The 11,746-nt window shown below is 71.8% G+C and carries 11 protein-coding genes and 3 pseudogenes; 9 read left to right on the top strand and 5 right to left on the bottom strand.

Going from position 1 to position 11,746, the window contains the following annotated elements; translation table 11 throughout:
• Positions 1 to 106: 106 nt before the first annotated feature.
• Together QMK28_RS32370 and QMK28_RS32365 are read right to left on the bottom strand one after the other, a co-directional pair.
• The gene (locus QMK28_RS32370; RefSeq protein WP_326443267.1) at positions 107 to 505 is read right to left on the bottom strand and encodes an acyl-CoA thioesterase; all 399 of its coding nucleotides are present in this window, start codon (positions 503 to 505) and stop codon (positions 107 to 109) included.
• Between the two features lie 98 nt (positions 506 to 603).
• On the bottom strand, positions 604 to 1,362 hold the full coding sequence (locus QMK28_RS32365) for an alpha/beta hydrolase (RefSeq protein ID WP_326443266.1): 759 nt from the start codon (positions 1,360 to 1,362) through the stop codon (positions 604 to 606).
• A gap of 129 nt (positions 1,363 to 1,491) precedes the next feature.
• Between QMK28_RS32365 and QMK28_RS34480 the strand changes: the two are divergent.
• Positions 1,492 to 1,706: pseudogene (locus tag QMK28_RS34480) on the top strand (alkylphosphonate utilization protein).
• A gap of 167 nt (positions 1,707 to 1,873) precedes the next feature.
• Here the strand turns inward: QMK28_RS34480 and QMK28_RS32355 are convergent.
• Positions 1,874 to 2,884 (bottom strand): DUF6528 family protein, encoded by a 1,011-nt coding sequence (locus QMK28_RS32355; RefSeq protein WP_326443265.1) that lies wholly within the window; start codon positions 2,882 to 2,884, stop codon positions 1,874 to 1,876.
• A gap of 544 nt (positions 2,885 to 3,428) precedes the next feature.
• Here QMK28_RS32355 and QMK28_RS32350 point away from each other — a divergent pair.
• Entirely contained in the window at positions 3,429 to 3,773 is a 345-nt protein-coding gene (locus tag QMK28_RS32350; protein WP_326443264.1) for an MmcQ/YjbR family DNA-binding protein, read from the top strand.
• Between the two features lie 111 nt (positions 3,774 to 3,884).
• On the opposite strand, the gene QMK28_RS32345 is transcribed toward QMK28_RS32350, so the two are convergent.
• On the bottom strand, positions 3,885 to 4,598 hold the full coding sequence (locus QMK28_RS32345) for a siderophore-interacting protein (protein ID WP_326443263.1): 714 nt from the start codon (positions 4,596 to 4,598) through the stop codon (positions 3,885 to 3,887).
• A 118-nt stretch (positions 4,599 to 4,716) separates the two neighbouring features.
• On the opposite strand from QMK28_RS32345, the gene QMK28_RS32340 reads away from it, so the two are divergent.
• The 6 genes and pseudogenes from QMK28_RS32340 to QMK28_RS32315 all read left to right on the top strand — a co-directional run bounded on the left by QMK28_RS32340 (position 4,717) and on the right by QMK28_RS32315 (position 10,144).
• The gene (locus QMK28_RS32340) at positions 4,717 to 6,012 is read left to right on the top strand and encodes an MFS transporter (protein ID WP_326443262.1); all 1,296 of its coding nucleotides are present in this window, start codon (positions 4,717 to 4,719) and stop codon (positions 6,010 to 6,012) included.
• Positions 6,013 to 6,274: 262 nt separating this feature from the next.
• Positions 6,275 to 6,523, top strand: a complete 249-nt coding sequence (locus QMK28_RS32335) for a hypothetical protein (protein WP_326443261.1) — start codon at positions 6,275 to 6,277, stop codon at positions 6,521 to 6,523.
• Positions 6,524 to 6,534: 11 nt separating this feature from the next.
• Positions 6,535 to 7,330, top strand: a pseudogene (locus tag QMK28_RS32330) (epoxide hydrolase family protein).
• Between the two features lie 554 nt (positions 7,331 to 7,884).
• Positions 7,885 to 8,796 (top strand): annotated as a pseudogene (locus tag QMK28_RS32325) (MFS transporter); the annotation flags it as partial.
• A gap of 41 nt (positions 8,797 to 8,837) precedes the next feature.
• Positions 8,838 to 9,257 (top strand): GlcG/HbpS family heme-binding protein, encoded by a 420-nt coding sequence (locus QMK28_RS32320; RefSeq protein WP_326443260.1) that lies wholly within the window; start codon positions 8,838 to 8,840, stop codon positions 9,255 to 9,257.
• A gap of 62 nt (positions 9,258 to 9,319) precedes the next feature.
• A complete protein-coding gene (locus QMK28_RS32315; RefSeq protein ID WP_326443259.1) occupies positions 9,320 to 10,144 on the top strand; it encodes an aldo/keto reductase in 825 nt (274 codons plus the stop codon).
• A gap of 180 nt (positions 10,145 to 10,324) precedes the next feature.
• On the opposite strand, the gene QMK28_RS32310 is transcribed toward QMK28_RS32315, so the two are convergent.
• Positions 10,325 to 10,585: a hypothetical protein gene (locus QMK28_RS32310; protein ID WP_326443258.1), complete on the bottom strand. Its 261-nt coding sequence runs from the start codon at positions 10,583 to 10,585 to the stop codon at positions 10,325 to 10,327.
• Between the two features lie 429 nt (positions 10,586 to 11,014).
• Here QMK28_RS32310 and QMK28_RS32305 point away from each other — a divergent pair, with 429 nt between their 5' ends.
• The gene (locus tag QMK28_RS32305; RefSeq protein ID WP_326443257.1) at positions 11,015 to 11,674 is read left to right on the top strand and encodes a DUF6629 family protein; all 660 of its coding nucleotides are present in this window, start codon (positions 11,015 to 11,017) and stop codon (positions 11,672 to 11,674) included.
• Positions 11,675 to 11,746 lie beyond the last annotated feature (72 nt).

Here is an 11,746-nt window from a genome sequence, read left to right as displayed (position 1 = left end):
GTGTGGATCGCGGGGCGTGAGTCACGCGTCCCAGCCACCCCCTAGGTGGCTTAGACGGAGGAGCCCACCCGGCAGCCAGTCGGGCGCTACCTCCAAGCCCAGCCCTTTAGGGCCGGGTCAAGTTGACACGTTCAGTGTCGGTCAGGGCGCGAGCGCGCTGGGCCGCCGTGTCGAAGGCGACCCAAGTGGTCGTGATCCGGGCGTAGTCGGTCGCGCCGTCGGTGGCGGCGGCCGTGCCCGTCACCGTGCACCGGAGCAGTTCGGAGACGCTGGTCTCGATACGGACCCTGGAACGGTACGGCAGAGGTTTCTGGTATTGAGCGTGGTGAGTCGCCGCAGCGAACGTCGGGGGCGCGCCCTCGCCGGGGGCGAGCAGGTGGGTCCACGAATCCTGGACCCAGGCGCTCATGCGCACGTTGTTCACATGCCCGTTCCAGTCGATGCCGGAAAGCGAAACGGTCTGCGTCCACACATGTCGTTGGCCTGTTGAGACATGAGTATCCATGGCGCTCACCCTGGTCCATCGCGCCCCTGGGAGTCCGATGACGCCCCCCGTCCTCCGGCGACGATCACCCGAATGCCTGGCCCGGGTGGCGCAGCCGCCTACAGGGCGGTGCGCGGCGCGGCGGGCGATCCGTGAACGGCGGCCTGCGCGATGATCCGGGCCGTCTCACGTCCTGCCTGGAGGGCGTGTTCGGACTGCGCGGGGACGCAGCGGCCGCGCCGGGGATCGAAGGTGGCCATGATGACGCCGGCGTGGTCGGTGGCGGGCTCCGCGAGCTCCGCCGGCCAGCCGTACTTGTGCAGCGCCCGGTGGAACTGGCGCGAGTGCTCGTGGCTCAGCACGGCGTCCGAGGCGCCGTGGACGAGCCGGACGGGAAGGGGTGCGGCGGAGGTGCGGACCAGGTCGCTGAGCGGGTCCGCGCCGGTGGTGCGAGCCGGCAGGTCGTAGCGTCCGGCGATGCCGACGACGCCCGCCGGGCGCCAGCCGTCGACCAGTTCGGGACGCAGCGCGATGCCCATCGCCGCCCCGGCCCCGGCGGACCAGCCGGCGAGCACGGTGCGGTCGGCGTCCCCGCCGTACGAGTCCGCGCGGTCGCGGACGAAGCGCAGCGACGCCAGAAGGTGCGCCCGCCCGGCGTCGCTCACGTCGGACCGCCAGTCGGGAACGAAGACCAGCACCCCCTCCCGCGCCACGGCCTTTGCCAACGGGCCGAGCACGTCCCTCTCGTCGGGGCCGGTCCCGTGCCAGAGCAGCACGGTAGGGGTCGGCGACGAGCCCGTACCGGGGCAGTACACGTCCACAGACTTCCCCCGCCCATCGGGCTCGGGCGCGTGGAGCACGTCGCGCGTTACGGTCATCCCCATGTGTCCTCCAGAAAGCTGTTCCGTGTCCGGTGACCATCATGTCTGTCCGGCCCGGCGCACCATATGGCGGACCAATGCCTGAGGTAAGAAACGCCACAGGAACGAAATGAGCAAGGAAACACCATGAGCGACGTGAAGGACAGCAACGGGACCCCGCTGGAGGATGGCGACTCCGTCACACTGATCAAGGACTTGAAGGTGAAGGGCGCTTCCGAGACCTCAAGCGCGGCACGCTGGTCAAGGGGATCCGCCTCACAGGCAAGGCCGATGAGGTCGAGTGCAACACCAAGAAGGTCAAGGGCCTGGTGCTCAAGACCCAGTTCTTGAAGAAGACCTGACCCCGACGGCCGGCACTCCGCTCGGCCGCTGACCTCACATGTCATCCCGCGGGACAGGGGGCGGCGCGTTCTTTCGTGCCGCTGCGGGCGGGCTCATGATCCCCCGTCCGCAGCAGACGGGCGTACCCGTCGGCGATACGGGCACCCGCCGCTCCGGGCTCAGCGGCTCACGGGGCGAACCACCGGGCTTTGTAGAAGCTCGCTCCGACAAGGGTGTGCTGCCCGGCGGGTCCGTACAGGTCGAGGGTGGAGGTGCACCAGGAGCACGAGTGCCCCCGTTGGGGTGCGACGGACAGGATGCGGCCGGTGCTCGGGTCGTCGCCGATGCTCTTCACCTGCCGTCGGTCGACCTTGTTCTCCTGTGGGTAGGGCACGAATCGCAGGGCGCTGGTGGAGAACTGCCGGACATGCCGCGTCGTGGTCACCCACAAGCGGTCCCGGTCGCCGGCCACGGTGCCCAGGTCGTGGCCCAGGGATTCGGGGAGGCTGGTGCGCCACCGCTCGGTGAGGGTGGGACGCCGGTTCGAGCCGCCGGGGGTCAGTATCACCAGCCGGGTGTCGCCCAGCGCCCACAGTGCCTCGCGGCTGGGATCCCACTGCAGTCCGCGCGCACCGGGGAGGCGGAACTCGGCGTAGCGGGCAGGGCGTGGGTCAACGGCGGGGGCGGCCGGGTAGAGGCGGACGAATCCGGCGGTGCTGGCGGCCACGGCGACCGTACCGCCGGGCAGGAGTTCCAGGCTGTGGATGTTGGCGTCGGGGATGGACCTGGCCCAGGACACACGTCCGTCCGGGTAGTCGACCACGGCGGCGAGCCCCTCCGAGGAGCAGGTCAGCACCTGTTGGGCGGCGCCGGTCGTGCGTTTCTTGGCTTCGCTGACGTTGCCCCAGCTACGGGCCGGTAGCAGATCGGCCAGCTCCGGGCGGTCGCGGGGGGACCAGGACCACAGCGCGGCGAGATCGTCGGGACGCAGATGCCTCCGGCTCTGCCAGGACGGGCGGGCGGGGTCCAGAAGCAGTACCTTCTGGGAGTGCTGATCGGCGGCGAGGATCAATGCGTCCGCCGACCTGCGGGGACGGGTGGCGGCCGCGTGCGCCGTCGTGGTCGGGCCGAGCCCCGCGAGCACCCCCGCTGCCGCCGCGATGAAGCTCCTCCGGCGAGCAGGGGTCGCCGAGTTCATGAGCACCCCGGACCGTGCGGGGGGCCGTGTGTGAGTCCGTCGGTCCTGCGACACCGCATCGATCCCGTCCATGTTCGCCCGGCAGAACAGCGCTGAGGCATGGTCTCGTGCCACGAACTCCTCGCGTCGGAACCACGCTGGATCAGGTGGGGAGGATTGACCGTTTTGTCGAATCGCGCCGACCGCGTCGAGCCGGCTTCCCGGCGTGCGGCCGGCTGACGTTTCTGATGGGCCGACCGGGAGGGAAGCTCGTACGGCGCGGATGCGGTCGTCGGTGGCGGCAGCGCGGGCCGGCCCGCAGGGGCGCGATCCGCACCGCGTGTCAGATCAAGTCGTACGAGCGCCTCGGAGGTTGACGACGGCGCGTCGGGTTCGCCCGAGCAGGCGCGCCGCGCGGATCAGCCCTGGCGCAAGGCTTCGTCCTCCTGAGGCCCGATGGGGATGATCCGAGGTCGGGCGGACTCGGCCGGGGCGCGCGGCGGCTTCGGCGGCGGCGCGTCGCGCGCGTCCGTTCGCCCTTCTGCGCACGTCTAACGTAGCGACCATGACCGACTCCGATGATGTGCGCCGCATCGCCCTCTCCCTGCCCGAGACCGTGGAGCGGCAGGCCTGGAACATGCCCACTTTCCGGGTCGCCGGAAAGATGTTCATCACCGTTCCCGACGACGAGACGTCGATCGCCGTGAAGTGCCCGATCCACGAGCGGCACGAACTGATCGCGGCGGAGCCGGAGAAGTTCTGGGTACCGCCGCACGAGGCCAATTCCGCCTGGGTACGGGTGCGGCTGGCCGAGCTTGAGGTCGAGGAGGAGCTGCGGGACATCATCGTGGACTCCTGGAAGCAGGCCGCCCCGCCGGAGCTCGTGGAGGATTTTCCGGGGAGCGGCTGAGCAGCCGGCCGTGTGAGCCCCGCGCACGGGCCGGTCGCGTGAGCCCATCGCGCGGGCCGGTCACGTGAGTTGGCCGCGCCGCGCCGCGTCGCCGCCTGATCGCCGGGGGAGTCACAGCCCCGTACGCCCGTCCGCCCAGTACACCTGGGTGTGCACCGCTCGTCGGGGAAGCCCGGCGCGAGCCCGCACGGTTTGCCGGAGCCGTTGCACGGACGCCGCGTGCCCGGCCAGGTATGCCTGTTGAGGCTGGAATCCCTCCGTGAGCAGCGCGGACAGCCACGCGTCGAGGGCGCGGCCGGGCGTGCCGTGCGCCGCCAGGACCTGCGCCTCGGACAGCAGTGCGGCGACCGCCGGGACGTCCGGAGTCGGCACTTCGACGGCGGCTGTCGCGTGCCCGCTTGCGCCCGCGATGCCGTCGAGCAGCGCGCGGACGGTGGCCAGGGCCGTCGCGTCGCCGGCTATCAGATGGCGATCGGCCGGCCCGGCCCGCAGCGCGCCGGCCGGCGCGGGCATGTCGATTTCCTGGTCCGGGGCGTGGCCGAGCGCCCACCGGGCGCCGGGTCCGTCCGGAGCGAGGTCGATGACCACGCTGTACTCACCGGTGAGCGCATCCACCTGGAACAGCGTGTAGTGGCGGAAGTCCCGCTCGCTGACGCGCACTCCGATGTGTTCACCGGCCCCGACGGCCTTTCCGATGAACTGATCGCATCGGAACCGTGCGAGGGCGAGTCCCTCGGAGAGCCGTGACGTCTGCTGCACGACCGAGGTGTACTTCCCGGTCCTCTGCTCGAATCTCGCGGCCAACCGTGGTGGCAGGGAGGGCATGATGAATCTCCTTGGTCGGTGACCAATAATCTTGGGAGAAGTAGACTAGGTCATTGACCAAGAAGCAAACGAGGAGGAACTCGACCATGCCTGCTGCGCCGCACGTTGCCGTGATCGCATGAGCGCGGGCGGGCGCGGCGGCCTGCTGCGCCGCCATCGCGATTTCCGGCTGCTGTGGTGCGGGCAGACCGCCGGAAAGTTCGGTGCGTCCGTCACCGGTGTGGCGATACCGCTGATCGCCGTATCCGACCTGCACGCGAGCACGTTCGAGGTCGGACTGCTCAGCGCCTGCGCCTGGGCTCCCTGGCTGGTCATCGGGCTCCCGGTCGGGGTCTGGGTGGACCGGCTGCGCCGCAGACCGATCATGCTGGCCTCCGCCGCGGTGTCCCTGCTGCTGTTCGCCGGCGTCCCGGTCGTCGGGTGGCTCGGCGGGCTGAGCGTCGGCCTGCTGCTGGTGGTCGAGCTGCTGACAGGCACCGCGTCGGTGTTCTTCCAGACCGCCTACAGCGCCTATCTGCCCAGCATCCTGGAGCCCGGGGACCAGGCCGAGGGCAACGCCAAGCTGCACGGCAGCGCGTCCGCCGCGCAGATCGCCGGGCTCGGCTCCGGCGGCGTGATCGCGCAGTTGGCGGGGGCGGTGAACGGGATGTTCGCCAACGCGGCGACCTTGCTCGTATCCCTGCTGTGCCTGGTGGGCATCCGGCACCGCGAGCCGCGGGTGGCCCGGACCGAACGCCGCTCCGGAGCGCTGGCCGGGGAAGTCGGCGAGGGCCTGCGGCTGGTCGCCGGAGACCCCTGGCTGCGTACGCTGACGCTGTTCGGATCCGCCTCCAACCTGGCCCTCATGGGGTATCAGACGATCCTGGTGGTCTTCCTGGTCCGGAGCGTCGGGCTGGACCCCGGTGCGGTCGGCGGGCTGCTCGCGGTGGCCGGCAGCGGGGGCGTCGCCGGAGCGTTCGTCGCGCGCCGGGTCGCCGGCCGGGTCGGCACGGCCCGCGCGACGCTGCTGTTCGAGCTGGGTCTCGCCCTGTTCGCGCTGCTCATTCCGCTGACCGTCGGCGGAGCCGGGGTGCTGTTCTACGTGATCGGCGGATTCTGCGTCTCGATGGGGGTGGTGGCCGGCAATGTGATCAAGGCCGGTTTCCAGCAGCACTACTGCCCGCCGGAGTTGCTCGGTCGCCTCGCCGCGAGCACCGCGTTCCTCAACTACGGGACGATCCCGCTCGGAGCGCTGCTCGGCGGAGCGCTCGGCACCGCGCTCGGCGTCCGTACGGCGATGTGGGTCATGACAGCGGGCGTTCCGCTCGCCGGGCTGATCCTGTACTTCTCCCCGATCGGACGGGCCAGGGACCTGCCGACGTCTCCTCGGCCGGCGGTCGGCCACGCCGAGCGGAGCGAGCTTCCCTCCCGGTGAACGAGGCTCGTCCCGTACCCGCCTGACGTCAAGACACCTTGACGTCAGGCCGTCTTGACGAGACGCTGTCGCCACGGCCACTCCCGTCGAGCTGGAACGCCGATTCGCGCTGCTGACCGTCGCCGCGCGCTATGACGCACTGCGAGCCCGGGACGCGCTCGCGTCGCCGGCCGAGGAGGACGACGGTGCTCTCGCGCCGCCCGATCCCGGCACGGAGCCGCTGCGGCGCGACGAGGCGCTGGAACTGCTCGCCCTGGGCGAGGTGATCGCGCGCAAGGCGAGCTACGGACGTCAGCTCTCCGTACGGTCCGCCCGCCAGGCAGGCGCCTCATGGGCGCAGATCGGCGCGGCTCTGGGCACCACGAAGCAGGCGGCGTGGGAGGCGCACGGCCGGTGGATCGACGACCAGGCCACGCAGCACCGCCGCAGCGGCTACGAGGGCTTGGGCGAGCACGACGCGGCGGCCGCGCGCACGCCCGCTGGCGAGCCAGGGAGCGAGGAGGCGACATGACCGAGCCCGACATGACCGAACCCGATGCGACCGAGCCCGACGCGAGTGCCGTCCGTCCCTTCGTCCTCGACATCCCGCAGGCGCAGTTGGACGACCTGAGGGACCGACTGGCCGCGACCCGGTGGCCGGATGAGGTGGCCGACGCCGGCTGGTCCCAAGGGGTGCCGCTGGGCTACCTCAAGGAGCTGGCCGCATACTGGCGCACCTCGTAAGGAACTGGGCGTCATCGACGCCGACCACGTCATCGGAGTCCACCTCAACACCCTGCTGACCCTGCCTCCCAGCGATCCCGCCGTGGCCGCCGAACTCACCGACGACGACCGGGCGCGGCTCGACCGGCCGGCCGGGGCGGCGCTCGAGATGTCGGGCTACGCGCAGGTCCAGGGCACCCGGCCGCAGACACTGGCCTACGCGCTCACCGACTCGCCGGTCGGGCAACTCGCCTGGATCGTCGAGAAGTTCAAGGAGTGGACGGATTCCGCCGACGTTCCCGAGGACGCGGTCTCCCGTGACCGGCTCCTGACCAACGTGATGCTCTACTGGCTCACCGCGACGGCGGGCTCATCGGCCCGCCTCTACCGGGAGGCATTCCACCCGGCCCGTCCACCGCGCACCGAGCCGTCGGCGATGCCTACCGGCGTGGCGGTCTTCGCCGCCGACCTGGCCCGTCCGGTCCGGCGGCTCGCCGAGCGGGAGCACAACATCGTCCACTGGTCGGAGCTCGAACGCGGAGGCCACTTCGCCGCGATAGAGGAACCCGGCTTGTTCGCCGAAGACGTCCGCGTCTTCTTCCGCCGGTTCCGCTGAGGGGCGTTCGCTGACGGGCGTGTGTCGCCCGTGTCGTCCGGCATGACGCCCGGGCGGTGCCGGCGCGGCGGCCCTGTGGCCGTGCCCGGGAGCGCGCATGACCGTGCCCGGGTCGCAGTCCTCCGGGTTGGCGGGGCCTGCCTCAGGGTGAGCTGGCTCCCATCCGTGTTCCAGCAAGTCGAACACCTCCACGCAGATCGACGCCTCCGCCCTGGCCCAACTGCCCAAGGCCGCCTACCTGCACTCGGTCGCATCCGGCACCCAGCAGATCTTCCTGCTCGCCGCCGCGCTCTGTGCCGCCGCCTTCGTGGCCGCCCTCTTCATCAAGGAAGTCCCGCTGCGCGGTAAGCCCGCTGCCCCCAAGCCCGCTACCGAGCAGGTCCCGGCCTCTCAGGCCGCCTGACAGCTCCCGAGGACCCCCTCAAGGAATCCCGTGTCGGAGTCGGCCTCCAAAGCCGCGCTCCCTACGGGACCGGCGGACCGGCGGACCGCCCCGGTGGGAAGGCGCCCTTCCGTCACTCCGTGCCGGGCGGCGGCGGGGGCGGTGTCGGGGCTCCGGCCGGATCGTCGCCTCGCTGGCGCACGGCGCGTTCTTCGGCATCGGCTCGGTCGTCGCGGCAGGGCTGGTCGCCCCGGAGAAGAAGGCCGGCGCGATCGCGATGATGTTCACCGGCCTCACCGTCGCCAACGTCATCGGCGTCCCGCTCGGCACACTCATCGGCCAGAACACCGGCTGGCGCGCCACCTTCTTCATCGTCGCCGCGCTCGGCGTCCTCGGACTCGCCGGCATCGCGGAGCTCGTCCCGGAACAGCCCCGGGCCGAGGGAGTACGGCTGCGGCGCGAACTGGCGGCGTTCCGCAATGTGCAGGTCCTGCTCGCCATGGCGATGACGATCCTGGGCTTCGGCGGAGTGTTCGCCGCCATCACCTACATCACGCCGATGATGACCGAGGTGGCCGGCTTCGCCGACTCCTCCGTCACCTGGCTGCTCGTCCTGTTCGGCCTGGGCATGGTCGGCGGGAACCTGCTGGGCGGCAAGTTCGCCGACCGGCACCTGATGCCGCTGCTGTACGTGTCGCTGGGCTCGCTCGCCGTCGTCCTGGCGCTGTTCACGCTCACCGCCCACAACAAGGTCGCGGCGGCCATCACGATCGTGCTGATCGGCGGACTGGGCTTCGCCACCGTCCCGCCGCTCCAGAAGCGGGTCCTGGACCAGGCCGCGGGCGCCCCCACACTCGCCTCCGCGGTGAACATCGGCGCCTTCAACCTCGGCAACGCCCTCTCCGCCTGGCTCGGCGGCATCGTCATCGCGGCGGGCCTCGGCTACACCGCCCCCAACTGGGTCGGCGCCGTCCTCGCCGGCTCCGCGCTCGTCCTCGCGATCATCTCGGGCCGGCTCGACCGTCGTACCGCGAACCGCGCCGCTCCCGTACAGGACACGCCGCTCGTGCCGGCCCGCCCGTGAACCCCCTCCCCACCGCACCCGTCCCACCAGGGAGAACCCCCATGAGCAGCACCGCGGTAGTCCCGCTGACCATCCAGGACGCCGAAGCCCTGATCGTCGCGGCCGCCGAGGCCGCCGACGGCCTGCGGATCCCGGTCAGCGTCAGCGTCCTGGACGCGGGCGGTCACCTGCTGGCCTTCCGGCGCGACGACCGCGCCGTGCTGATCGCCGGTGAGACCAGCACCCGCAAGGCATACACGGCTCTCCAACTGAACACCCCGACCGCCGACCTCGTCGACGCGGTGCAGCCCGGCGGCCTCATCCACACCCTGCCGACCGCCCTCGACAAGCCCCTCCTCTTCATCGCGGGCGGCGTCCCCCCGCACCGCGACGGCCGCCTCATCGGCGCCATCGGTGTCGGCGGCGGCACCCCCGACCAGGACCACCGCACCGCGACCACCGCACACGCCACCCTCAACTGACCCGACGACAGGGAACGGACGCAGCGATGGCCCGCACACCTGAACGAACCGAGAAGGACGACATGACCCCCGTACCGAACGTCACCCTCAACAACGGCCTCCAGATCCCGCAGCTCGGCTTCGGCGTCTTCCAGGTGGACGACGAGCAGACCACCGGCGCGGTCCTCGCCGCCCTGGAGGCCGGCTACCGCAGCATCGACACCGCGGCCGTCTACGGCAACGAGGCCGGCGTCGGACGCGCCCTCGCCACCTCGGGAGTGGCCCGCGGCGACCTCTTCGTCACCACCAAACTGTGGAACGCCGACCAGGGCTACGACTCCACCCTGACGGCCTTCGACACCAGCCTGGCCAAGCTCGGCCTGGACTACGTGGACCTGTACCTCATCCACTGGCCCACCCCCGACCGCGCCCTGTACCCCGACTCCTGGCGCGCCCTGCACAAGCTGCTGGCCGACGGCCGGACCAAGGCCATCGGCGTGTCCAACTTCCAGCCCGCCCACCTGCGGCGCCTGCTGGACGACACCGGCGTGGTCCCCGCCGTCAACCAGGTCGAACTCCACGCCTACCTCCAGCAGACACCGCTGCGCGCCTTCCACGCCGAGCACGGCATCGCCACCGAAGCCTGGAGCCCGCTCGCCCAGGGCGCGCTGCTCCAGGACCCGGTGCTCGCCTCGATCGCGCAGCGCCACGCGAAGACGCCCGCCCAGGTGGTCCTGCGCTGGCACCTGCAGCTCGGGAACATCGTGATCCCCAAGTCCGTGACCCCGGCGCGCATCCGGGAGAACCTCGACGTCTTCGGCTTCACCCTCACCGCCGCGGACCTCGACGCGATCACCGCCCTCGACCGCGGCATGCGGACCGGCCCCGACCCCGACACCCTCAACTGACCGGACCCGGAGGCGAGCGGATGTTCCTGGAGCCCGGACATTCGCTCGCCGGCCCGGGCACGGCCGCCGCTCCGGTCGCCGCCGGGCCGAAGCGGCGGCGGCCGGCATCCGCACCCCTGACCGCGAACTCCCCGCGAAAGCCGCGTTCGCGCGTACGCGCCCTGCACCGCCCGCCCGCGCTTACGGGCCCGTGGCCCGCAGCTCGGGCAGGGCGTCGGCCGCGGCGTTGAAGATCTTCGCGAGGCGGCTCGCGGCCCCGGCGTTGCAGCCGCCCAGCTCGACGAAGCCGGACCCGTTGACCGGCATCCCCGCCCGTAGCGAGGGGAGGCTCATCCCTACGCGCGCCAGCGCTTCCTTGAGCTCCGCGACCGCCGCGTCGGCGGCTCGCAGGGCGTCGCTCTCCTGCTCGTCCCGCTCGGCTCGTTCCTTGGTCTTCCGCATGTCTCCACCACCGTATTGAGAGGTCCGGCCGGCCGGCGTCGTGTCACCCCGTCGCGAACGAGGGCGATCTCGCGTGAAACGCTCCGTGCGGCGGGACCTGACGCGGTACGGCGGCGCTGGACGAATCCCGGTGAGGACGATCGAGCGACAGGGACGGCCGGAGCCTGCGGCTGCGCGAGAAATCTCCTCGCGCGGTATTGCTCTTCATCGCTCTACTCTCCTCGCGATTCAGCGGCACGTCTTCACCCGAAGGGGCTCTCTTCGGGCGCTGCGGGCCCGAAATCGGCGCTTTGGGTATCACGGGGAACGGCGGTCCCGCGATTTCTCCGGGGGCGGGACCGTGGTGTCACGGGGTGAAGGCAGCCGCGAGCGCCGTACGGTTGCCCGCTAGACACTCGTTCACACTATTTGCGGTCTCTGGGTGACGTCATGTGCTGGAGTGCGACGGCCGACCTCGTGGCGGGCGCGGGCATCGCCGCGATCGGGGTGGTCTGCGTGGCGCGACTGCGCCGGGCCCGCGATCTGCCGCTCGCCGCACTGCCGCTGATCCTCGGCGCCCACCAGATCATCGAGTCCTTCGTCTGGCGCTCCAGCGGCGGTACGGGGCCGGCCATCGTCGCCTGGACCATCGTGGCGCTGCCCCTGCTGGCGGTGTGGGTGCCGCTGGGCGTGCTGCTCGCCGCGCCGCCGCGCGCCCGCCGCCGACTGCTGGTCCCGGCCGCCGCCGGGCTCGGCACCGCCGCCGCCCTCGCGTACTGCCTCGCCACCCGGCCCGTGACGGCTGAGATCCGCGGCCATACGCTCGGCTACGCCGTCGATCTGCCCTACGCGTCGCTGATCGTCGCGGGCTATCTCCTCGCCACCATCGGCTCCCTGCTGCTCGGGGGCGACCCGTTGCTGCGGCTGCTCGGAATCCTGGTCGCGGCCGGGGCGGTGGTCTGCGCGCTGCTCTGGAGGCTGGAGTTCGTCTCCACCTGGTGCGCCTTCGCCGCGCTGGTCTCCGTGGTCATGCTCGGCTGGGTGGCGCGGCGGCCGGCGGGCTCCGCACCGCCCCGGCTGCCCGGCGCGCGGTGGCCGGCCCGTCGGTGACGGCCGGCGCGGTCGCCGAATCCCGGACGTGACGCCGGCCCCCCCCGGCCCGGGGGCGGCCGCCGGGGTTCC

The sequence above is a fragment of the Streptomyces sp. H27-D2 genome (genome assembly GCF_035828615.1).
In the GTDB taxonomy this organism is placed as follows: domain Bacteria; phylum Actinomycetota; class Actinomycetes; order Streptomycetales; family Streptomycetaceae; genus Streptomyces.
The sequence above is the reverse complement of the archived record's forward strand: the minus strand, read 5'-3'. Positions and strand labels throughout refer to the sequence as shown.

Excerpts from the sequence above, each read along its gene's own strand:
- QMK28_RS32370 (WP_326443267.1), bottom strand. The coding sequence starts at position 505 with ATGGATACTCATGTCTCAACAGGCCAACGACATGTGTGGACGCAGACC.
- QMK28_RS32365 (WP_326443266.1), bottom strand. The coding sequence starts at position 1,362 with ATGACCGTAACGCGCGACGTGCTCCACGCGCCCGAGCCCGATGGGCGG.
- QMK28_RS32355 (WP_326443265.1), bottom strand. The coding sequence starts at position 2,884 with ATGAACTCGGCGACCCCTGCTCGCCGGAGGAGCTTCATCGCGGCGGCA.
- QMK28_RS32350 (WP_326443264.1), top strand. The coding sequence starts at position 3,429 with ATGACCGACTCCGATGATGTGCGCCGCATCGCCCTCTCCCTGCCCGAG.
- QMK28_RS32345 (WP_326443263.1), bottom strand. The coding sequence starts at position 4,598 with ATGCCCTCCCTGCCACCACGGTTGGCCGCGAGATTCGAGCAGAGGACC.
- QMK28_RS32340 (WP_326443262.1), top strand. The coding sequence starts at position 4,717 with ATGAGCGCGGGCGGGCGCGGCGGCCTGCTGCGCCGCCATCGCGATTTC.
- QMK28_RS32320 (WP_326443260.1), top strand. The coding sequence starts at position 8,838 with ATGAGCAGCACCGCGGTAGTCCCGCTGACCATCCAGGACGCCGAAGCC.
- QMK28_RS32315 (WP_326443259.1), top strand. The coding sequence starts at position 9,320 with ATGACCCCCGTACCGAACGTCACCCTCAACAACGGCCTCCAGATCCCG.
- QMK28_RS32310 (WP_326443258.1), bottom strand. The coding sequence starts at position 10,585 with ATGCGGAAGACCAAGGAACGAGCCGAGCGGGACGAGCAGGAGAGCGAC.
- QMK28_RS32305 (WP_326443257.1), top strand. The coding sequence starts at position 11,015 with ATGTGCTGGAGTGCGACGGCCGACCTCGTGGCGGGCGCGGGCATCGCC.